Origin of the sequence: Thioclava indica, assembly GCF_000714545.1 — a bacterium.
Lineage (GTDB): Bacteria > Pseudomonadota > Alphaproteobacteria > Rhodobacterales > Rhodobacteraceae > Thioclava > Thioclava indica.
On record NZ_AUNB01000001.1, the window covers coordinates 24,098 to 42,163 of the forward strand.

Here is an 18,066-nt window from a genome sequence, read left to right on the forward strand (position 1 = left end):
CAGGGGCTTGACTTTGCGCTCAAACTCCCCCATTTGACGCTCAATGGTTGCTGCGCTGCCGCGTGAGTAAGCCTGCGCCCCTCCCTTAAGGCGCATCAGCAACCGCCAAACTTCCGTTCCCCATCACGCAGGGTTCTCAAGGCAAACGGCGAGATGCGCCGCGCGCCACCAACCCTGTTGCCCGCCTCCCGCATGATCGGGACGTGCAGCACATTGCGCGCGCCAGTCCGGCTTGCGCCAAAGGATTTATTTTGTCCGACTTTACCACTCTCGGCCTTGCGCCGGCCCTGATCGAAGCCCTCACCAAGAACGGCCTGACCAAACCCACCCCGATCCAGCTGCGCGCGATCCCGCTTGCCCTTGGTGGGCGTGACGTGATGGGCTTGGCCCAGACCGGCACCGGCAAAACGCTGGCTTTCGGCCTGCCGCTGATTGATCAATTGCTCGCCGAACCCGGCAAGCCCGCCCCGAAAACCGTCAAGGCGCTGATCCTTGCCCCCACCCGCGAGCTGGTCAACCAGATCGCCGACAGCCTGCGCACGCTGACCGGAGACACCAAAGTCAAGGTCGCAACCGTCGTGGGCGGCCAGTCGATCAACCGTCAAATCGGGCTGATGCATCGCGGCAATGACATTCTCGTCGCCACGCCCGGCCGTCTGATCGACCTGATGGACCGCCGCGCGGTGGATCTGTCGACCGTGCGCTATCTGGTGCTGGATGAGGCCGACCAGATGCTCGACATGGGCTTTATCCACGCGCTGCGCCGGATTGCACCGAAACTGGGCACGCCGCGCCAGACCATGCTGTTCTCGGCCACGATGCCCAAACAGATGGACGAGCTCTCGCGCGCCTATCTGGTCAACCCCGAGCGCGTGCAGGTCACGCCCCCCGGCAAAGCCGCCGACAAGGTCACCCAATCGGTGCACTACCTTGATGGCAAAATGGCCAAAGGCAACAAGCTGCGCGATATCCTGTCCGCAGATATGGATGCGCTGACGCTGGTGTTTTCGCGCACCAAACATGGCGCGGAAAAGCTGATGAAGGGGCTGGTCGCTGATGGCTATAACGCCGCCTCGATCCATGGCAACAAATCGCAAGGCCAGCGCGATCGCGCGATCAAGGCGTTCCGCGATGGCTCGATCAACGTGCTGGTGGCCACCGATGTGGCAGCGCGCGGGATCGACATTCCCGGCGTGTCTTATGTGATCAACTTCGATCTGCCCGAAGTGCCTGACGCCTATGTTCACCGTATCGGACGCACCGCGCGCGCGGGTCGTGAGGGTGAGGCGATGTCGTTCTGCACGCCCGAAGATGTGGACCTGTTGGTGCAGATCGAAAAGCTGATGAAGATCGAGATCCCAACGGCCTCGGGCGAGCGTCCCAACGCCGTCAACCGCCCCTCGACGCGCAACCAGCGCGGCAAATCGGCGGGTAAAGCCAGCGGCGGACGTCGTGGCAATGGCGGTAACGGGGGCGGTCAGAAATTCGGCGCGCCCAAGGCCAATCACGGCGGCCCGGCGGGCGCAAACGGTCAGGGCAAACGCCGCCGCCCGCGCCGCACCAACGCCGCCTGATCTCTACGATTATCACATGACCTATTGGGGTGCGCAGGGGTCTGCGCACCCTTTGCTTTTTCCGGGCGGCCCTCTGCCGGGCGAGCCGCCCTCAACGCCACCTCATCAGATCGTGCATTGCCGTGAGCGCGCACCAGTCTACCAAGAGAGGGGAGCGTTGCCCCTCGCGGCGACCGACCTTGCAATCGCAAACGAAAGTCGAAACCTATATGCTTTTTTCTCTCTATCGCGCGACGCGCCCCCTGCCCGCGCTTGGTGTCTCGCTAGGCCTGATCGGCGCGCTTGCCGCCCTGCCCGCGCTGGCGCAGACCGCCACGCAACCTGCGGCCACCGCCGCCACGCCGGCCCCGGCCCCGATGCCGAAATCGGTCGATGTGCCTGACGCAGTGCAAGCCACGCTTAACAAGCTGACAGGCGGGACGACTAAAGTTCTGAGCGCATTTGAGGCCCCGGCCGGGCTGATCGGCCTCGCCGTCTCGCTTGGCCCGCAGAAAAACGCGATCCTCTATGCCACGCCGGACGGGAAATACGTGATACAGGGCATGATCGTTTCGAGCGATGGCGAGAACATGACGCAAGCCGAAGCCAAGCAGATGCTGCCGCAACCGCCCGATGCGGCGGCGAATTTCGCCTCCCTCGACAAGACCCACAGCTACCTCTGGGGCAAGGCATCGGCGCCGAAAGAGATGTGGGTGCTGTTTGATCCCAACTGCATCTATTGCCACAAAGCCTATGACGCGCTCAAACCCGCCGTGAGCGCGGGCAAGGTGAAGGTCCATGTCATTCAGGCCGGCTTCCTCAAGGCAGATTCGATGCCCAAAGCCGCCGCAATCATGGCCGCGAAAGACCCCGCCGCAGCACTTGCCACGGATGAGAAAAACTTCGACGCGGCCAAGGAAGAAGGCAGCATCAAAGGCGATATGTCGGATAAGGATGCGGTCGCGAAAGTCACGGCCAACAACACCTGGATGCAGGCCCAGGGCATCGGCGGCACGCCCTACGTTCTTTACAAGGACACCGCTGGCAAGGCGCAAGAGATCGCAGGATTTGACCCCAATATTGACGGGCTGCTGGCCAAGATCGGCCCCTCCAGCTAAGCGCGGCTCAGGGCTGCAGGAACGCCGCGCGGGCTGCCTCGGCCCGCGCGTGATGACCGCAACCCGGCATGTGGTCATTGACCATCCCCATCGCCTGCATAAAGGCGTAAACGGTTGTCGGGCCTACGAATTTCCAGCCATCCTTGCGCAACGCCCTGGACAGCGCCTCTGAGGCGGGTGTCTTGGCGGGCACGTCACCCGGCGCATGTTCGGGTTGCTCGGGCGCGAAAGACCAGATCCATTTGGCAAGCGAGCCCTCGCGCGCCACCACGGCTTGCGCGCGCGCCGCGTTGTTGATGACTGCCTCGATCTTGCCGCGATGACGCACGATGCCCGCATCCCCGAGCAGGCGCAAAACGTCCGCCTCGGTGTAGCGCGCAACCTTGTTGTAATCGAACCCATCGAACGCGGCGCGGAAATTCTCGCGCTTGGCAAGGATCGTGCGCCAACTCAAGCCTGCCTGAAACCCTTCGAGACAAATCTTCTCGAACAAGCGGATATCGTCACTGACCGGATAGCCCCACTCCTCGTCGTGATAGGCGATGTAGGGCGCCCAGCCCTCACACCAGAAACACCGATCCTGCCCGTCCGGCCCGGTAAATACGCGCGACATGTGACCCCCTGCTTTGTCCTGTCAGGTTAGCGACACAGCGCCCCCCTTACCAGCAACACCGCCTGGCGCCGCCCATATGAAACGCAAAAGCGCCCCCGAATGGAGGCGCTTCCGCAAAGATATTGGCTGAAAGATCAGCGCTTGGAGAACTGGAAGCTACGGCGTGCTTTGCGCTTACCGTATTTCTTACGTTCCACCACACGGCTGTCGCGCGTCAGGAAGCCTGCGGCTTTCAACGCGGCACGCAAGCTGGGTTCATACAGCTGCAACGCTTTGGAGATGCCGTGCTTGACCGCACCAGCTTGACCCGACAGGCCACCACCGGCGACGGTGGCGTACACGTCGAACTCACCGCGAACATTGGCCACATCGAAGGGCTGGTTCACGATCAGCTGCAGCACGGGGCGTGCGAAATAAGCCGGCATCTCTTTGCCGTTCACTTCGATCTTGCCCGTACCCGGCTTGATCCAAACGCGAGCGACCGCGTCTTTACGTTTACCGGTCGCGTAGGAACGGCCCAGCGCGTCGCGCACGGGCTCACGCGGAGCGGCGGTTTCGGTGTCGGACGCCAGTGCAGCGTCAGAGCCGGATACGACCGATTTCAGGTCGTCGAGAGTCTTGATATCGTCAGACATGATCAGCTCCGGGTGTTCTTTTTGTTCATCGACTTGACGTCGAGAACTTCAGGCTGTTGCGCTTCATGCGGATGATCGGTGCCAGCGTAAACACGCAGGTTCGACATTTGCGCACTGCCCAGACGGTTGCGCGAGATCATGCGCTCCACGGCTTTGATCACAACGCGCTCGGGATGCGCGCCCTCAAGGATCTGACGCGCGGTGCGCGATTTGATCCCGCCGGGGTGGCCGGTGTGCCAGTAGTAAGTTTTGTCTTCGCGCTTGCGACCCGTCATCTGTACCTTATCGGCGTTGATGATGATCACATTGTCGCCCATATCCATGTGCGGCGTGAAGGTGGCTTTGTGCTTGCCACGCAGACGCATTGCGACGATCGAGGCGAGACGGCCCAGCACGACGCCTTCAGCGTCGATGATGACCCATTTCTTTTCGATCTCCGCGGGTTTTGCGGTGTAGGTTTTCATTTTTAACGGCCCTTGTAGGGGTTTCTCGAATTCTGATGGCGGCTTTTCGACGATTTAAGCGCATACATCAACCCCCTTTAGCGTAATTTAATTAAGCAAATACAAAGCGTTACAAAATAGGTATATAAATACCCCACCTCACCCTAGCCAAATTTGAACTCGAGGCCCCTCAGGACCTCGAGTCGGGGTCATCTTAATCGCAGGTGGTCGGCGCGCCTTTCGCAAGGATCTCTTGCCAGTTTGCACCTAGCTGCTGTCGCGCGGAAAGCGCATTGCGCGCTTCGGCACTGCCCTCGGGAACCAATTTCACGACCATAGACTGATTGTGGTTTCCACTCCAGAAATCCGACTGTGCAGCATCGCCGATGAGAACAAATTTGTCACCGCCGCGACGGATGACCTCAATGGCAGCCGTCTTAAACGCGACATTACGCGCTCCGTTCGGACCGCATGCAGGCGCGGCCATGGTCGAGACCTTGAACGTATCCTGTGCCATTGGCTGAATATTGGTTTGCGCACATGCGGCGACCAACAACAGCATCACAGTCATTGTGACCGAAATGAACCTCATTACTTCCTCCGTATCCAATTGAATATATTAGAAACTACCCTCTATCTTAAAAATTTGTGATCGGGCAACATCGTAACGATAACGTTACTTCGGCGGGATCGAATAGGTCATGCTGGCGCGCGCCACCGGACGCGTATCACCGTCTGAAAACATCAACGCCTCGCCCACCGCCAGCACGCGTCCCAGTTTTAGCAACCGCACCCGCGCGACCAGATCGACCCCCGCGACCGGCTTGCGCATGAAGTCGATGCTGGCATTGGTCGTCACCGCCAGCGCCACCGGGCCAAGCCGCGCAAGGATCGCCATATAGATGCCGACATCAGCCAGCGCAAAGATGTTTGGCCCCGAGACCGTGCCGCCAGGGCGCAAGTGCCGCTCGGCCACGCAAAGGCGCACCACCAGTTCGTCCTCATCAAGCGCATCAATCGCGAAATCGCCCTTCACCTGCGGAAACGCCTGATCGAGAAACTCCGCCAGTTCCGCGCGATCCATAACCAGCCCCATACTCTCTTCCCTCTCTCCCGTTGCCGTCCTAGTGTTTGCCCCAAAGAGGAGGAGATTCAATGAGCGATCTGGTAATCCGGGACGACAAAGGCGCGGTGGCACATCTGACGATGAACGCGCCGGGCAGCTTGAATGCGCTATCGGATGCGATGCTGGCGGCGCTGAAAACGCGGTTTTCTGAGCTGGCGAGCGATGACACGATCAAGGTCGTGGTGCTCAAAGGCGCGGGCAAGGCGTTTTGCGCGGGCCATGACCTGAAGGAAATGCAGCGCGGACGCGAAAGCGCCGACAAGGGCCGCGCCTATTTCGCCGATCTGTTTTTCCGCTGCGCCGAGGTGATGCAGATGATCCCCGCCCTGCCCCAGCCGGTGATTGCGCAGGCGCATGGGATTGCCACGGCAGCGGGGTGCCAACTGGTGGCAAGCTGCGATCTGGCGGTGGCAGCCGAGGGCACGCGGTTTGGCGTGAACGGCGTCAATATCGGGCTGTTTTGTTCCACGCCAATGGTGGCGCTAAGCCGCAACGTGCCGCGCAAGGTGGCGTTTGAGATGCTCACCACCGGCGAGTTCATTGATGCTGGCCGCGCCCGCGAGGTCGGGCTGATCAACCGCATCGCGCCCCATGACGCGCTTGACGCCGAGACCGACAAGCTGGCTGAGACCTTGGCGGCGAAACTGGGCGCGGCGGTGAAGATCGGCAAACAGGCGTTTTACGATCAGGCGAACATGGATCTCGCGCAGGCCTATGAACACACCGCCGCCGTGATGGTCGAAAACATGCTTTGGCGCGACACCGAAGAGGGCCTGCAAGCCTTCATCGAGAAACGCAAACCCGATTGGGCCGATAGCTAGGGCGCAGTTGAGCGCCGCTCATCTTTTTCCCCCGAATTTTTCCGATCCCGGACAGTAGCCCGCCTGCCATGCAAGCTGCTAGACAGGCCCTGCGCGTCGGTCCTTTGCGACGGAATGTCGAAATCGCACCGCGCGCGGGCGCAAAACCTGCGCACACTTGGGCATAGGAGAGAGTCGATATGGCACAGATCACCCTTGTTTATTGGCGCGACATCCCGGCCCAAATCATTGCGGGCAAGGGACGGCGCGGGGTCAAAAAGCCCCTGCCCGAGCGTTTTGAGCAGGCGATTGACCGCGCCGCGATGAAGATCGGGGCGCGTGACAGTGACAGCTATCTGGCCGAGTGGCGCAAAGTGGCTGCGGGCGAAGAGCCGGGCGATGATGCGGAGGCGGCCGAGGCAGCGCTGGCGCGTATTCTCTCGGACTATGACGACACGCGGTTGCGTGAGTTGATTGCCAATGACGGTTGGAACACCCCGTCATCGTAAGGGAGAGACGCGAATGGCTTTGGTAAATTTCCGCCGAGAGGCAGCGCGCGCGCCGCGCAATGGCCAGATGGCGGCTTTGCTGGAAGGGGCCTCGATTGAGGTGATGCCGCGCACGGCTGCCAAGGTCGAGAGTTTTCGCGATCTGCTGCGCCCCGGCACCCGCGTTTATATCGCCCATATCGAGGGCACGCCGTTCGACGAGATGCTCGCCACCGCGCGCCGCCTGCATGATGAGGGGTTCGAACCGATGCCCCATTTCCCCGCCCGCATCATCCGCGACGCCGCGCAGTTGCGCGATTGGGTCGCGCGTTACACGGGTGAGGCTGGCGTCACGCAGGCGCTGATCTTGGGCGGCGGCGTCAAGCAACCCGTGGGCGATTTCCACTGCGCGATGCAACTGATCGAAACCAGCGCATTTGACGGATTCAAGCGTCTGCACGTTGCGGGCCACCCCGAAGGCAACCGCGATATCGACCCCGCAGGTGGCGAGGCCGAGGTGATGGCCGCGCTACGTCTGAAACAGGATTTCGCCAATCGCAGCGATGCTGTGATGGCGATTGCCACGCAATTCGCGTTCGAGGCTGGCCCGATCCGCGACTGGGCCGCGCGGCTGACCGCCAATGGCATCACCATGCCGATCCATCTGGGCATTGCTGGCCCCGCCAAGCTGCAAACGCTGGTGAAATTCGCCATTGCCTGCGGCGTCGGCCCGTCGCTGAAAGTGCTGCAAAAGCGCGCCCGCGATGTGACCAAGCTGCTGCTGCCCTTTGAACCGACCGAGTTGCTGGCCGATCTGGCCGCCAACCGCCCCACCAATATCCAATCCGTGCATTTCTTTCCGCTGGGCGGTATCACCACCTCAGCCAATTGGATTGCCCAACAGAGAGACCCTGAATGACCCGCACCGTCCTTGAATCGAAATCCAAGACCGTCACCATCGGCTTTGACGAGCCCTTCTGCGTGATCGGCGAGCGGATCAACCCCACCGGGCGCAAAAAACTCGCCGCCGAGCTGGAGCTGGACGATTTCTCGACTGTCGAACGCGACGCGATTGAACAGGTGGCCTGCGGGGCCTCGGTGCTCGATATCAACTCGGGGGCCGTGTTCACCAACCGCATGGCGAAAGATCCCCGCTATGCCGATAACAACTTTGTCGAACCGCCCTTGATGCGTGAACTGTGCACGCGGGTGCAGGCGCTGGTCGATGTGCCGCTGTGCATCGACAGCTCGGTTCCCGCCGCGCTTAAAGCCGGGCTTGAGGCTTGCGAGGGTCGCCCGCTGGTCAATTCCGTGACCGGTGAAGAAGAACGCCTTGAAACCGTGCTGCCGTTGATTGCGAAATACAACGTGCCGGTGGTGGCGATCTCGAACGACGATACCGGTATTTCCGACGATCCCGAGGTGCGCTTTGCGGTGGCCAAAAAGATCGTCCAGCGCGCGGCTGATTTTGGCATCAAGCCGCATGACATCGTGGTCGATCCGCTGGTGATGCCGATCGGGGCCAAGGCCACGGCGGGGCGTCAGGTGTTCGAACTTGTCGCCAAGCTGCGCGATGAGCTGGGCGTGAATACGACCTGCGGCGCGTCCAATATCTCGTTCGGTTTGCCCGGTCGGCATGGCATCAACGCCGCCTTTTTGCCGATGGCGATTGGCGCAGGGATGACCAGCGCGATCATGAACCCGGTGCGCCCGGCGGAAATGGAGGCCGTGCGCGCCGCCAATCTGCTGATGAACCACGATGATAACGGTGCCGACTGGATCCGGTTCGCGCGCATTCTTGAGGCGATGAAAGAGGGCGCGACTTTGGCCGAGGCCTCGGTGGCGGCGGGGGCCAGCACGCGCGGCGGGCGCTCGGGCCGTCGTCGCGCGCGCGTGTGATTTAGGGGGCGCGCTGTAATGGCGCGCCAATTTGTCCATGCTCACCCCCACTGATCTAGCCGATCTGACAACGCTGCGACGCGCCCTGCATCACCGCCCCGAACTGTCGGGCGATGAGGGTGCGACCGCCGCGACTATAACCGAAGCGCTGCGCGCCTTCGCCCCCGCGCAGGTGATCACCGGGCTGGGCGGGCATGGCGTGGCAGCGGTCTTCAACAGCGCCACCCCCGGCCCCACGGTTCTGTTTCGCGCTGAACTCGATGCGCTGCCGATTGCCGAGACCTCCGATCTGCCTTGGGCCTCTGACATCCAAGGTAAGGGGCATCTGTGCGGCCATGACGGGCATATGGCGATGCTGCTTGGGCTGGGTCGTCTCATCTCGCGCGGCCCGCCCAAATCGGGGCGTGTCGTGTTGCTGTTCCAACCCGCCGAAGAGATCGGTTCCGGCGCGCGCGCGGTACTCAGTGATCCTGCCTTTGCCGCGATCACCCCGGATTTTGCCTTTGCGATCCATAACTTGCCGGGTCTGCCGCTGGGCCATGTCGGGCTACGCGCAGGGCTGATGAATTGCGCCTCGCTTGGGCTGGCGATCCGTCTTTCGGGCAAGACCGCCCATGCCGCGACGCCAGACACGGGCCTCTCGCCCGGCCCCGCCTTGGCGCGGCTGCTCAGCGCCCTGCCTGATTTGGCGCAGGGCGGCGCGCTGGATGACAGCTTTCGCCTGCTCACCGTGACGCATGCCCAGCTTGGCGAGCCGACATTTGGCGTGGCACCCGGCGAAGCGCTGCTGCATGTCACGCTGCGCGCGGCGCAAGACGCTGCGCTGGCCGCGCTTGAGACGCAGGTGCGCGACCTTGCGCGGAAAGCGGCGGCGCAAGACGGGCTCGGCCTTGAGATCGAGATCGTCGAGCCCTTTGCCGCCACCCTCAACGCCCCCGAGGCGGTGAAGATCGCCCAAGACGCGCTGGCGACGCTTGGCATTCCCTGTGGTGAGGACGGCGTCCCGATGCGCGCATCCGAGGATTTCGGGCTGTTCGGGCACAGCGCCCAATCGGCCCTGCTGTGTCTTGGCGCGGGCGAAACCCATCCCGCGCTGCACAATCCCGATTACGACTTTCCCGACGATCTGATCGCAATCGGCCCCGCCATCTTCGCACAAATCGCACGCGACATTCTGGGATAAGCGCGCGGCAGTGTTGCCAGATTGTGGCCAATCCTGCCGCATTTCGCCAAATCTCACGCGCGGCCTTGCCGAAATCGTCGCGACCAAGACCCCCACCGCGACAAATCTCACGTCAATCTCGCGTTTGCGTGAAAAAACACGTTTCGATCTGCGCGACAGTCTGTTTCCGAATCCCCAGCCGAGATCACGACGATTCGCGATTTCGTGACCGTTCCGTTTCCAGATCGGGGCCAATCGCGGGATCAAGCGGAAAATGTGGCAACAATAAGGCGTGTGTGCGACCGGGGCTGGACACTATATCTGGGAGCGCCACAAAAATTTCCGATTGCAGAGCAAAGATTTACTAGGAGAACTTAATGTAATCTGCCTAGTCTGGGCACTCAAAACCTGGGAAGGCGCACTGCCATGCGCGATATATGTCTGCCGTCCGCGGCGGGCTTTGCGGCTGCCACCGCAAAGCCCGCCCGGCCCCGCCATGCTGCCAAGCGGTCGGGGAGAATTCTGTCTGTGCTTAGCGGTTTCGTGATCGCGAGTTCGCTCTCTGCGTGTATGCAGAGCGAGCCCGAGGTGACGGCTGCGCGCGCCTCGACTGCGACGATTGATCTGCCGCTGGCCGATCCGGTTCCGGGCCTGTCCGCTCCCGTGCCCCGCGCCGCGCTGCCTGACAATACCCATCTGGGCCGCGATTTCATGGAGCTGAGCTTTTATCTGGAATCCGGGCGTGCCTTGCCACGCTTCACCCGCTTTGAAGGGCCGGTTTCGATCACGCTATCAGGCAATGCGCCGCCCGTGGCCAGAACCGAGTTGAGCCGTCTGGTCAGCCGTTTGCAGCGTGAAGCCGGGCTGAACGTGACGACGCAGCCGGGAAATACCAACACGATCAATGTGCAATTCGTACCCAAAGCCAAGATGCGCCACGCGGTGCCTAACGTCGCGTGTTTCGTGGCCCCCAACGTCACCGACTGGGCCGATTACCGCGCCTCGCGCGGCACCGCGCGCACCGATTGGGCGCAGTTGACCCAGCGCCAGCATGCGACCGTTTTCATCCCCGAGCCCGCAACGCCGCAGGAAATTCGCGACTGCCTGCATGAGGAAATCAGCCAAGGGTTGGGGCCGGTCAATGACCTGTATCGTCTGCCCGACACGGTCTGGAATGACGACAATTTCCACACGGTGCTGACGCGCTTTGACATAGCCGTACTGCGTGCAACCTATGATCCGGCGCTGCATTCCGGCATGAGCCGCCCCGAAGTGTTGGCCGCCCTGCCCGGCGTGCTGGCGCGCACCAATCCGCGCGGTGGCCAGATGCGTGGCCTGCGCGACGATCCGACGCCGCGCAGCTACGTCAAGGCGATCACCCGCGCTCTTGGGGCATCGTCAAGCGAGCGCGGTCGGCGCGCTGCCGCCACGCAAGCGACCCAGATCGCCGCTGCTCAGGGCTGGACCGACAGCCGCGCGGCATTCGCTTGGTTCGCGCTTGGGCGGCTCAGCTTGAAAACCGATCCGCAAGCCGCGCTCCGCGCCTTTATGAAAGCTGGTGCCATTTATCGCCGCACTCCCGGTGCGGGCATTCAGGCCGCCCATGTCGATATGCAGATGGCGGCCTTCGCGCTGGCTTCGGGGCGCGCGCAGGATGCGATCCAACTGGTGAACCGCTCGCTCTCGCCCGCGATCTCAGGGGAAAACGCCGCGCTGATGGCCACGCTTTATATGATCCGTGCCGAGGGCTACGATCAGCTTGGCAATGCCGCCCAATCCAACCAAGCCCGTCTCGACATGGCGCAATGGGCGCGTTATGGCTTTGGCTCTGACGCGGCGGTGAAACGCCGTGCAAGCGAAGTGGCCGCGCTAGCCGATGCGGGCGCGCGCGTGAACTGAGCCGGGCCCTGCCCGCTCGATGCCGGGAGGGCGCGATGTATGTTTTGGCGGGGATCGTGATTGGCGCGATCTTGGGCGATTGGCGCGCCCGCAAGCGCAATGGCAACGGGCTGGACCGCGCGCAATATGCGGCTGTGCATGCGATTGCTCTGGCGCTGGTCGGGATCTTTGTCACGATCGTCATCAACCGGATCTGGGCCTGAGGGGCGGGGCGATGTTCCTGCCCTTCTTTCAAGCTTTGCGCAGCGGCGGTGTTCCCGTCTCTTTGCGCGAATATCTCAGCTTTCTCGAGGGGTTATCGGCGGGTCTTTGCACCTACGATATCGAGCAATTCTACTATTTCGCGCGCTGCACGATGGTCAAGGACGAGCGCTTTCTCGACCGTTTTGACCGCGCCTTTTCCACCGCCTTCAAGGGGCTAGAGGCGATCACGCCCGATGATGTCCTGAACGCCGTCGATCTGCCCGAAGAGTGGCTGCGCCGCGAGTTGGAAAAACATCTCAGCCCCGAGGAAAAAGCCCAGATCGAGGCTTTGGGCGGCTTTGAGGCGCTGATGGAGACGCTTAAAAAGCGCCTTGAGGAACAAAAGGGCCGCCATCAGGGCGGCAACAAATGGGTCGGCACCGGGGGCACCTCGCCCTTTGGCGCCTATGGCTACAACCCCGAAGGCGTGCGGATCGGGCAGGATAAAAGCCGCCATCAGCGCGCCGTAAAGGTCTGGGACAAGCGCGAATTTCGCGATTTTGACGAAAGCGTCGAGCTGGGTACGCGCAACATCAAGCTGGCGCTGAAACGCTTGCGGCAATGGGCGCGTCACGGGGCCGAGGACGAGCTGGATTTGCCCGGCACGATCCGTGCCTCTGCCGAGGCCGGATATATCGACGTCAAGACCCGCCCCGAGCGGCGCAATGCTGTGAAAGTCGTGCTGTTTCTCGATGTCGGCGGCTCGATGGACGCGCATGTGAAGCTGGTGGAGGAGTTGTTTTCCGCCGCACGCGCCGAGTTCAAGCATCTCGAGCACTGGTATTTCCACAACTGTCTTTATGAGGGCGTGTGGAAATCCAATGCGCGGCGCTGGGGGGAAGTGACGCCCACATGGGACGTGCTTCATCGCTACGGCCCTGATTATAAATGTATTTTCGTGGGCGATGCGTCGATGTCACCCTACGAGATCACCCATCGCGGCGGCGCGAATGAGCATTGGAATGACGAGGCTGGCCATGTCTGGCTAAGCCGCGCGCGCGAGCAATGGCCCGATCACACATGGCTCAATCCGCTGCCCGAGCGGCAATGGGATTACACGCAATCTATTGCCCTCATCCGCGAGATTTTCGCCAACCGGATGCACCCGCTGACCCTTGAGGGCATCACGGCCGCGATGAAGGAGCTGGGATGACCAAGCTGCGCTATCTTTGGGCGCATCACCGGATTGCCTCGATCGGGTTTACGGTGGCGCTGATCGCGGCGCTGTTCTTTTCCGTCAGCTTCGTGCGCCGCGCGATCTATTGGTCCGACTCCGCCCATCACCGCCAAATCCCCGAACCCTGGATGACACCGGGCTATATTGCGCGCAGCTGGCATCTGCCGATCCCCGAGGTCGAGGCGATTTTGCGCATTGAAAACAGCCGCGCTCTGGTTGGCTCTGGCCGCCCGACCCTTGATCGCATCGCCACAGCCACCAACCAATCCGTTGAGGCACTTCTTGACCGCCTCGCCGCCGGGCTGCCCGCAGCCACAGCGCCACAAGACGCAGACGCGCCCCAATGACGCTGGGCGATCTTAGCGACTGGTTGCTCTCGCTTGTTCCGGTCTATGGGCCTTGGCTGCTGGGGGTGACCACCTTTCTGTCCTGCCTCGCGCTCCCTGTGCCCTCGTCGCTGATGATGATTGCAAGCGGGGCCTTCGTGGCCTCGGGCGATTTGTCGCTGCTGACGGTGATGGGGGCCGCCTATAGCGGCGCAGTGCTGGGCGATCAGGTCGGCTTCACCTTGGGCCAGCGCGCCGAACGCTTTTTGCCCCATCCCAACAGCAAACGCGGCGCACTGGTGGCCAAGGCAATGGCGGCCCTGCGCAAACGCGGCGCGGTGACGGTGTTTTTCTCGCGCTGGCTGTTTTCGGCGCTGGGGCCATGGGTGAACTTGGCCGCCGGGGCGTCCGGGTTTCGCCGTCGCCGCTTTACGCTGGCCGATCTGGCCGGCGAAGCGGTTTGGGTCACGCTCTATGTCGGGCTGGGCATCACCTTTGGCGCAAATCTGGATGCTGCGGCCCAGCTTGCGGGCAACGCGTTGGGTCTGATGGCGGCAGGCGCTGCGGCGCTGGCATTTGGCTGGTGGCTTTGGAACGCTGCGCGCGCCGCCCCCAAAGCTTGATCACGCCCGCGCGAGGAACCATATCTAACCCATGATCCGCTTTCTCCCCCTTCTGCTGCTTGCGCTTTACGGCTTTGCGATGTGGCATTTCTCAAGCTGGCAACTCAAACGCCAGCTTGATGCCAATTCACGCCGTTTGCGCGACACGCGGCTCGCACCGCTGCTGGACCGGCTCGCCGCAGCACTTGAGGTGGCGGAAGTTCCCGTGCATGTCTATCAGGTCGAGCCCGTGAACGGGCTGGCCGCGCCCGACGGGCGGGTGTTCATCACCGAAGGCTTCATGGCGAAATACCGCGCCGGAGAGGTCACGGCCGAAGAGATCACCTCGGTCGTCGCGCATGAGCTGGGCCATGTCGCCTTGGGCCATTCGCGCCGCAGGATGATAGATTTTTCAGGCCAGAATGCGCTGCGGGCAGTGTTGATGACGGTACTGGGGCGGATGATCCCGTTTTTAGGCGTCTGGATCGCGAACCTGATCACGACCGCCTTGGCCGCGCGCCTGAGCCAGCGCGACGAGTTCGAGGCCGATGAATTCGCCTCAGCCCTGCTGATCAAGGCGGGTATCGGAACGCAGCCCCAGATCTCGCTGTTTCACAAGCTCGACGCGCTGACGAAAAACGCAGGCGCAGGCGTTCCGGCGTGGCTGCTGACCCATCCCAAAACCCAGAAACGCGTCGCCGCAATCGAGGCCAATTCCGCACGCTGGATGGCTCCAAAACGCTGAATTTCCTTACTTTCGCCGCGCTTGCCCGCTAATCTGGCACCAAGATGAGGGCAGATATGCAAGATCACGGCTCCGATCAGGTGCGCAAACGCCGGGTGTTCTACATCCCCGGCTATGACCCGATTCACCCCCGCCGCTACCGCGAGCTTTATCGCAAAGAGGGCGCGGCGCAGGCTGCGATCTCTGGCTATGACATCGCACTCTCGCCCAAGTCATCGGGCGGGCCCTATGGCTGGCATGTCAGTTCAACGCAAGATGGCGCAGCGGTCGAGGCCGATATCGAGGTGCTTGTCTGGTCCGATATCGTGCGCGATTCGATGGGCAAATCCATCGCTGCGACCTATGGCCAACTGATCCAGACCGCCACGACCTATATCTTTTCCGGCGCGCTGTTTGGCCTGATGCGGCTGCGCAAGGGGCCGGTGATTGCCGCGCTCTATCCGATCTTCGCACTGATCCTGCAGGCGCTGATCGGCATCGGAACTGGATTAGCTATATCCGCTATCCTTTGGAAAATACTACCAGATTCCACACCCATCTGGACCATTTCCACCGCCCTCACCGCCGCGACCCTCGCGCTCACCCTGCGGTGGTTTCGCAAATATGACGGCAAGTTTTTCGCCTATTACCTGATGCATGACTACGCGTTCACCGCGCGCCGGGGGGGCGCCAACCCGCCCGAACTCGAAGCCCGGATGGCCGCGTTCGCCACCCGCATCGAACACGCTATGACCGAGGATTGGGACGAGGTTCTGGTCGTCGGGCACAGCTCGGGCACGCATCTGGCGGTTTCAATCCTCGCCGATCTAATCCGCGAAAACCGCCTGCCCCCTTCGCTCTTGGGAAAATATCCCGGGGGAGAATTGGCCGCAGGCCAAGGGGGGGCAGCGCCCCCCGTTTTGTCCTTCCTCTCGCTTGGCCAAGTCGTGCCGATGGTCAGCTACCTACCCCGCGCCACACGCCTGCGCGCCGATCTCGCCTATCTTTCCACCCGCCCCGAGCTTTTCTGGCTCGACGTGACCGCGCCCGGCGATGGTTGCGCGTTTGCGCTCTGTGATCCGGTGGCGGTATCGGGCGTGGCGCCTGCGGGACAAATCCACCCGCTGGTGATCTCGGCAGCCTTCACGCAAACCCTTTCGCCCGCGCGGTGGCGCGAATTGCGTTGGCGCTTTTTCCGGCTGCATTTTCAATATCTTTGCGCCTTTGATCGCCCCGGTGATTACGACTATTTCCGCCTTACCGCCGGGCCGCAAACGTTGGGCGCGCGCTTTGCCGGACGGGCTGCGTCGAAAAGCGTAATTACAACGCGCGCAAACCGCTTTACCAACACCACATGAGCCTGCCGCCCAAACCCACGCCCCGCCCTGATCGCGTCTCGCTTTGGCGCTATTTCCGGCTGTTCAAATCCGACATTCTCTCGGCGCAGCCTGCGCGGCTTTACCGCGCGTGGATGGCCGAGTTTCGCACGCCGTTTTTCCGCTCGTATCTGTGCAACGATCCCGAACTGGTCGATCTTGTGCTCAAGGAACGCCCGATGGATTTCCCGAAATCCGACCGCGTGCGCGAGGGGTTAAAGCCGCTGTTGCGCGACAGCGTATTCATCACCAATGGCGATCAATGGCTGGCCCAACGTCGCATCATTGATCCCGCATTCGAGGGCGGCAAGCTGCGCGAGACCTTCCCGGCAATGTGGGATGCGGGTGTGGCCTGCGTGGATCGGATGCGCGTGAACATTGGCGCGCAAGAGATTGATATCGAAACGGAAACCTCCCACGCCGCCGCTGATATCATCTTTCGCACGCTATTTTCGATCCCGATTGAGGATGCAACCGCGAGTGCCGTTTTTGCCGAATTCAAATCCCATCAACGGGCCTCGCCTGTGGTCAACTTGGGCGCGCTGCTGCCGCTGCCACGCTGGTTTCCGCGCTTTCATTCCCGCCAGACGAAACGCACCGCCCGCCGTATCCGCGCGTTAATCGAAAGCCTGACGACGCAGCGCGCCGCGCAGATCGCGCAAGGCACGGCCCCCGACGATCTGGCCACCAAAATCATGACCACGCCCGACCCCGAAACGGGCAAAACCTTTGACACCGCCGAAATGGTCGATCAGGTCGCGATCTTTTTTCTCGCCGGGCATGAAACCTCGGCCTCGGCGCTGGCGTGGTCGCTGTATTTGCTCGCCACTAACCCCGATTGGCAAGACCGGATCGCGGCCGAGGCCGAAACGGTTCTGGCCGATGAAATCCATTATTTTTCAATCCTCAACAAGCTAAAGCTTAGCCGGGCCGTGTTTCGCGAGACGATGCGGCTTTACCCCCCCGTGCCGATGTTCGTGCGCGAGTCGAAATGCCCCGAGACCTTTCGCAATCGCCCCATCAAGCCGGGCTCACAGGTGGTGATCAGCCCGTGGCATCTGCACCGCCACGAACGGATCTGGGACAATCCCGACGGCTTTGATCCCGCGCGCTGGGACACGCCCAATGGCAAAAATGGGCAGCGCTGCGCCTATATCCCGTTCTCGACCGGCGCGCGGGCCTGCCCCGGCGCGGGCTTTGCGATGGCCGAGGGGCCGTTGCTGCTGTCCATGATCGTGCGCGCGTTCCGCATAACCCCCGTGACCGGACGCAAGCCGGTGCCGGTCGCCCATCTCACCGTGCGCGGGCGTGACGGGATTTGGTTGCGCCTTGAGGCGCGCTAGCCGTTCGAAATAACCGCGCTCAGGCGCGTTTTGCCAAGCGTTCTTCAAGCACATCAAACGGCACGCCGGGTTCGTCCTTGGCACAGCGGATCACGAGGCTGGTTTTGACCGAAGCCACGTTTTCCGCCGCCGTCAACTGCCCCGTCAGAAAGGTCTGGAAACTCGACAGATCGGGGGCGACGCATTTCAGAACAAAGTCGATCTCGCCGTTAAGCATGTGGCATTCGCGCACAAGCGGCCAGTCGCGGCAACGGCCTTCAAACGCCGACAAATCGCTTTCGGCCTGACTTTGCAGCCGCACCATCGCAAAGACCTGCACCTCAAAGCCCAGCTCGCGCGGATTCACATCGGCATGGTAGCCCTGAATATAGCCCGCCTCTTCCAGCGTGCGCACCCGACGCAGACAGGGCGGCGCGGAAATCCCGACGCGCCTGGCCAGTTCCACATTGGTCATGCGACCATCGCCCTGCAGCTCGGCCAAGATCTTGCGGTCGATATCGTCGAGCCGGGTAGTGGGCATTTTGAAACAATCCTTCGTC

21 protein-coding genes are annotated in these 18,066 nt (G+C 62.1%); 15 read left to right on the forward strand and 6 right to left on the reverse strand.

What is annotated here, in order from left to right; translation table 11 throughout:
* Positions 1–251: 251 nt before the first annotated feature.
* Positions 252–1,574: a DEAD/DEAH box helicase gene (locus tag DT23_RS00125; protein ID WP_038127640.1), complete on the forward strand. Its 1,323-nt coding sequence runs from the start codon at positions 252–254 to the stop codon at positions 1,572–1,574.
* Positions 1,575–1,783: 209 nt separating this feature from the next.
* Positions 1,784–2,671: a thiol:disulfide interchange protein DsbG gene (gene dsbG / locus DT23_RS00130; protein ID WP_156023808.1), complete on the forward strand. Its 888-nt coding sequence runs from the start codon at positions 1,784–1,786 to the stop codon at positions 2,669–2,671.
* A gap of 7 nt (positions 2,672–2,678) precedes the next feature.
* Here the strand turns inward: dsbG and DT23_RS00135 are convergent, their stop codons facing one another.
* The 5 genes from DT23_RS00135 to DT23_RS00155 form a co-directional block, all read right to left on the reverse strand.
* Complete coding sequence (locus DT23_RS00135; protein ID WP_038127015.1) at positions 2,679–3,284, reverse strand: DNA-3-methyladenine glycosylase I; 606 nt, start codon at positions 3,282–3,284, stop codon at positions 2,679–2,681.
* A 134-nt stretch (positions 3,285–3,418) separates the two neighbouring features.
* Complete coding sequence (gene rpsI, locus DT23_RS00140) at positions 3,419–3,919, reverse strand: 30S ribosomal protein S9 (RefSeq protein ID WP_038127016.1); 501 nt, start codon at positions 3,917–3,919, stop codon at positions 3,419–3,421.
* 2 nt (positions 3,920–3,921) lie between these two features.
* Positions 3,922–4,383: a 50S ribosomal protein L13 gene (gene rplM, locus DT23_RS00145; protein WP_038127018.1), complete on the reverse strand. Its 462-nt coding sequence runs from the start codon at positions 4,381–4,383 to the stop codon at positions 3,922–3,924.
* A 193-nt stretch (positions 4,384–4,576) separates the two neighbouring features.
* Positions 4,577–4,954, reverse strand: a complete 378-nt coding sequence (locus DT23_RS00150; RefSeq protein ID WP_240473509.1) for a hypothetical protein — start codon at positions 4,952–4,954, stop codon at positions 4,577–4,579.
* 84 nt (positions 4,955–5,038) lie between these two features.
* A complete protein-coding gene (locus DT23_RS00155) occupies positions 5,039–5,458 on the reverse strand; it encodes a PaaI family thioesterase (protein ID WP_038127020.1) in 420 nt (139 codons plus the stop codon).
* A 59-nt stretch (positions 5,459–5,517) separates the two neighbouring features.
* Between DT23_RS00155 and DT23_RS00160 the strand changes: the two genes are divergently transcribed.
* The 13 genes from DT23_RS00160 to DT23_RS00215 all read left to right on the forward strand — a co-directional run bounded on the left by DT23_RS00160 (position 5,518) and on the right by DT23_RS00215 (position 17,527).
* On the forward strand, positions 5,518–6,309 hold the full coding sequence (locus DT23_RS00160) for an enoyl-CoA hydratase (protein ID WP_038127021.1): 792 nt from the start codon (positions 5,518–5,520) through the stop codon (positions 6,307–6,309).
* A 179-nt stretch (positions 6,310–6,488) separates the two neighbouring features.
* Positions 6,489–6,797, forward strand: a complete 309-nt coding sequence (locus DT23_RS00165) for a virulence factor (RefSeq protein WP_038127023.1) — start codon at positions 6,489–6,491, stop codon at positions 6,795–6,797.
* Between the two features lie 13 nt (positions 6,798–6,810).
* Positions 6,811–7,695: a methylenetetrahydrofolate reductase gene (locus tag DT23_RS00170; protein ID WP_038127025.1), complete on the forward strand. Its 885-nt coding sequence runs from the start codon at positions 6,811–6,813 to the stop codon at positions 7,693–7,695.
* On the forward strand, positions 7,692–8,675 hold the full coding sequence (locus tag DT23_RS00175) for a methyltetrahydrofolate cobalamin methyltransferase (RefSeq protein WP_038127027.1): 984 nt from the start codon (positions 7,692–7,694) through the stop codon (positions 8,673–8,675). The genes DT23_RS00170 and DT23_RS00175 overlap by 4 nt, the downstream gene beginning before the upstream one ends.
* 37 nt (positions 8,676–8,712) lie before the next feature.
* Positions 8,713–9,858 carry an amidohydrolase gene (locus DT23_RS00180; RefSeq protein ID WP_038127028.1) on the forward strand — a complete coding sequence of 382 codons (1,146 nt, stop codon included), beginning with the start codon at positions 8,713–8,715 and terminating at the stop codon, positions 9,856–9,858.
* Between the two features lie 507 nt (positions 9,859–10,365).
* Positions 10,366–11,736 (forward strand): DUF2927 domain-containing protein, encoded by a 1,371-nt coding sequence (locus DT23_RS00185; RefSeq protein WP_240473510.1) that lies wholly within the window; start codon positions 10,366–10,368, stop codon positions 11,734–11,736.
* Positions 11,737–11,771: 35 nt separating this feature from the next.
* The gene (locus tag DT23_RS19785; RefSeq protein ID WP_164492066.1) at positions 11,772–11,939 is read left to right on the forward strand and encodes a hypothetical protein; all 168 of its coding nucleotides are present in this window, start codon (positions 11,772–11,774) and stop codon (positions 11,937–11,939) included.
* Between the two features lie 11 nt (positions 11,940–11,950).
* The gene (locus DT23_RS00190) at positions 11,951–13,132 is read left to right on the forward strand and encodes a vWA domain-containing protein (protein ID WP_038127029.1); all 1,182 of its coding nucleotides are present in this window, start codon (positions 11,951–11,953) and stop codon (positions 13,130–13,132) included.
* Positions 13,129–13,503 (forward strand): hypothetical protein, encoded by a 375-nt coding sequence (locus tag DT23_RS18290; protein ID WP_051696929.1) that lies wholly within the window; start codon positions 13,129–13,131, stop codon positions 13,501–13,503. The genes DT23_RS00190 and DT23_RS18290 overlap by 4 nt, the downstream gene beginning before the upstream one ends.
* Entirely contained in the window at positions 13,500–14,105 is a 606-nt protein-coding gene (locus DT23_RS00200; protein WP_038127032.1) for a DedA family protein, read from the forward strand. The genes DT23_RS18290 and DT23_RS00200 overlap by 4 nt, the downstream gene beginning before the upstream one ends.
* A 31-nt stretch (positions 14,106–14,136) precedes the next feature.
* A complete protein-coding gene (locus DT23_RS00205; RefSeq protein WP_038127034.1) occupies positions 14,137–14,829 on the forward strand; it encodes a M48 family metallopeptidase in 693 nt (230 codons plus the stop codon).
* 56 nt (positions 14,830–14,885) lie between these two features.
* The gene (locus tag DT23_RS00210) at positions 14,886–16,166 is read left to right on the forward strand and encodes a hypothetical protein (RefSeq protein WP_038127035.1); all 1,281 of its coding nucleotides are present in this window, start codon (positions 14,886–14,888) and stop codon (positions 16,164–16,166) included.
* Positions 16,163–17,527 (forward strand): cytochrome P450, encoded by a 1,365-nt coding sequence (locus DT23_RS00215; protein WP_038127037.1) that lies wholly within the window; start codon positions 16,163–16,165, stop codon positions 17,525–17,527. The genes DT23_RS00210 and DT23_RS00215 overlap by 4 nt, the downstream gene beginning before the upstream one ends.
* Positions 17,528–17,546: 19 nt before the next feature.
* On the opposite strand, the gene DT23_RS00220 is transcribed toward DT23_RS00215, so the two are convergent.
* On the reverse strand, positions 17,547–18,047 hold the full coding sequence (locus DT23_RS00220; protein WP_038127038.1) for an Lrp/AsnC family transcriptional regulator: 501 nt from the start codon (positions 18,045–18,047) through the stop codon (positions 17,547–17,549).
* Positions 18,048–18,066: the final 19 nt, after the last annotated feature.

Bases quoted from the DNA above. Each gene is read 5' to 3' on its own strand.
- DT23_RS00155 (WP_038127020.1), bottom strand. From the start codon at position 5,458: ATGGGGCTGGTTATGGATCGCGCGGAACTGGCGGAGTTTCTCGATCAG.
- DT23_RS00165 (WP_038127023.1), top strand. From the start codon at position 6,489: ATGGCACAGATCACCCTTGTTTATTGGCGCGACATCCCGGCCCAAATC.
- DT23_RS00210 (WP_038127035.1), top strand. From the start codon at position 14,886: ATGCAAGATCACGGCTCCGATCAGGTGCGCAAACGCCGGGTGTTCTAC.
- DT23_RS00200 (WP_038127032.1), top strand. From the start codon at position 13,500: ATGACGCTGGGCGATCTTAGCGACTGGTTGCTCTCGCTTGTTCCGGTC.
- DT23_RS00205 (WP_038127034.1), top strand. From the start codon at position 14,137: ATGATCCGCTTTCTCCCCCTTCTGCTGCTTGCGCTTTACGGCTTTGCG.
- dsbG (WP_156023808.1), top strand. From the start codon at position 1,784: ATGCTTTTTTCTCTCTATCGCGCGACGCGCCCCCTGCCCGCGCTTGGT.
- DT23_RS00215 (WP_038127037.1), top strand. From the start codon at position 16,163: ATGAGCCTGCCGCCCAAACCCACGCCCCGCCCTGATCGCGTCTCGCTT.
- DT23_RS00150 (WP_240473509.1), bottom strand. From the start codon at position 4,954: ATGAGGTTCATTTCGGTCACAATGACTGTGATGCTGTTGTTGGTCGCC.
- DT23_RS18290 (WP_051696929.1), top strand. From the start codon at position 13,129: ATGACCAAGCTGCGCTATCTTTGGGCGCATCACCGGATTGCCTCGATC.
- DT23_RS00135 (WP_038127015.1), bottom strand. From the start codon at position 3,284: ATGTCGCGCGTATTTACCGGGCCGGACGGGCAGGATCGGTGTTTCTGG.
- rplM (WP_038127018.1), bottom strand. From the start codon at position 4,383: ATGAAAACCTACACCGCAAAACCCGCGGAGATCGAAAAGAAATGGGTC.
- DT23_RS19785 (WP_164492066.1), top strand. From the start codon at position 11,772: ATGTATGTTTTGGCGGGGATCGTGATTGGCGCGATCTTGGGCGATTGG.
- DT23_RS00180 (WP_038127028.1), top strand. From the start codon at position 8,713: ATGCTCACCCCCACTGATCTAGCCGATCTGACAACGCTGCGACGCGCC.
- DT23_RS00170 (WP_038127025.1), top strand. From the start codon at position 6,811: ATGGCTTTGGTAAATTTCCGCCGAGAGGCAGCGCGCGCGCCGCGCAAT.
- DT23_RS00160 (WP_038127021.1), top strand. From the start codon at position 5,518: ATGAGCGATCTGGTAATCCGGGACGACAAAGGCGCGGTGGCACATCTG.
- DT23_RS00190 (WP_038127029.1), top strand. From the start codon at position 11,951: ATGTTCCTGCCCTTCTTTCAAGCTTTGCGCAGCGGCGGTGTTCCCGTC.
- DT23_RS00175 (WP_038127027.1), top strand. From the start codon at position 7,692: ATGACCCGCACCGTCCTTGAATCGAAATCCAAGACCGTCACCATCGGC.
- DT23_RS00220 (WP_038127038.1), bottom strand. From the start codon at position 18,047: ATGCCCACTACCCGGCTCGACGATATCGACCGCAAGATCTTGGCCGAG.
- rpsI (WP_038127016.1), bottom strand. From the start codon at position 3,919: ATGTCTGACGATATCAAGACTCTCGACGACCTGAAATCGGTCGTATCC.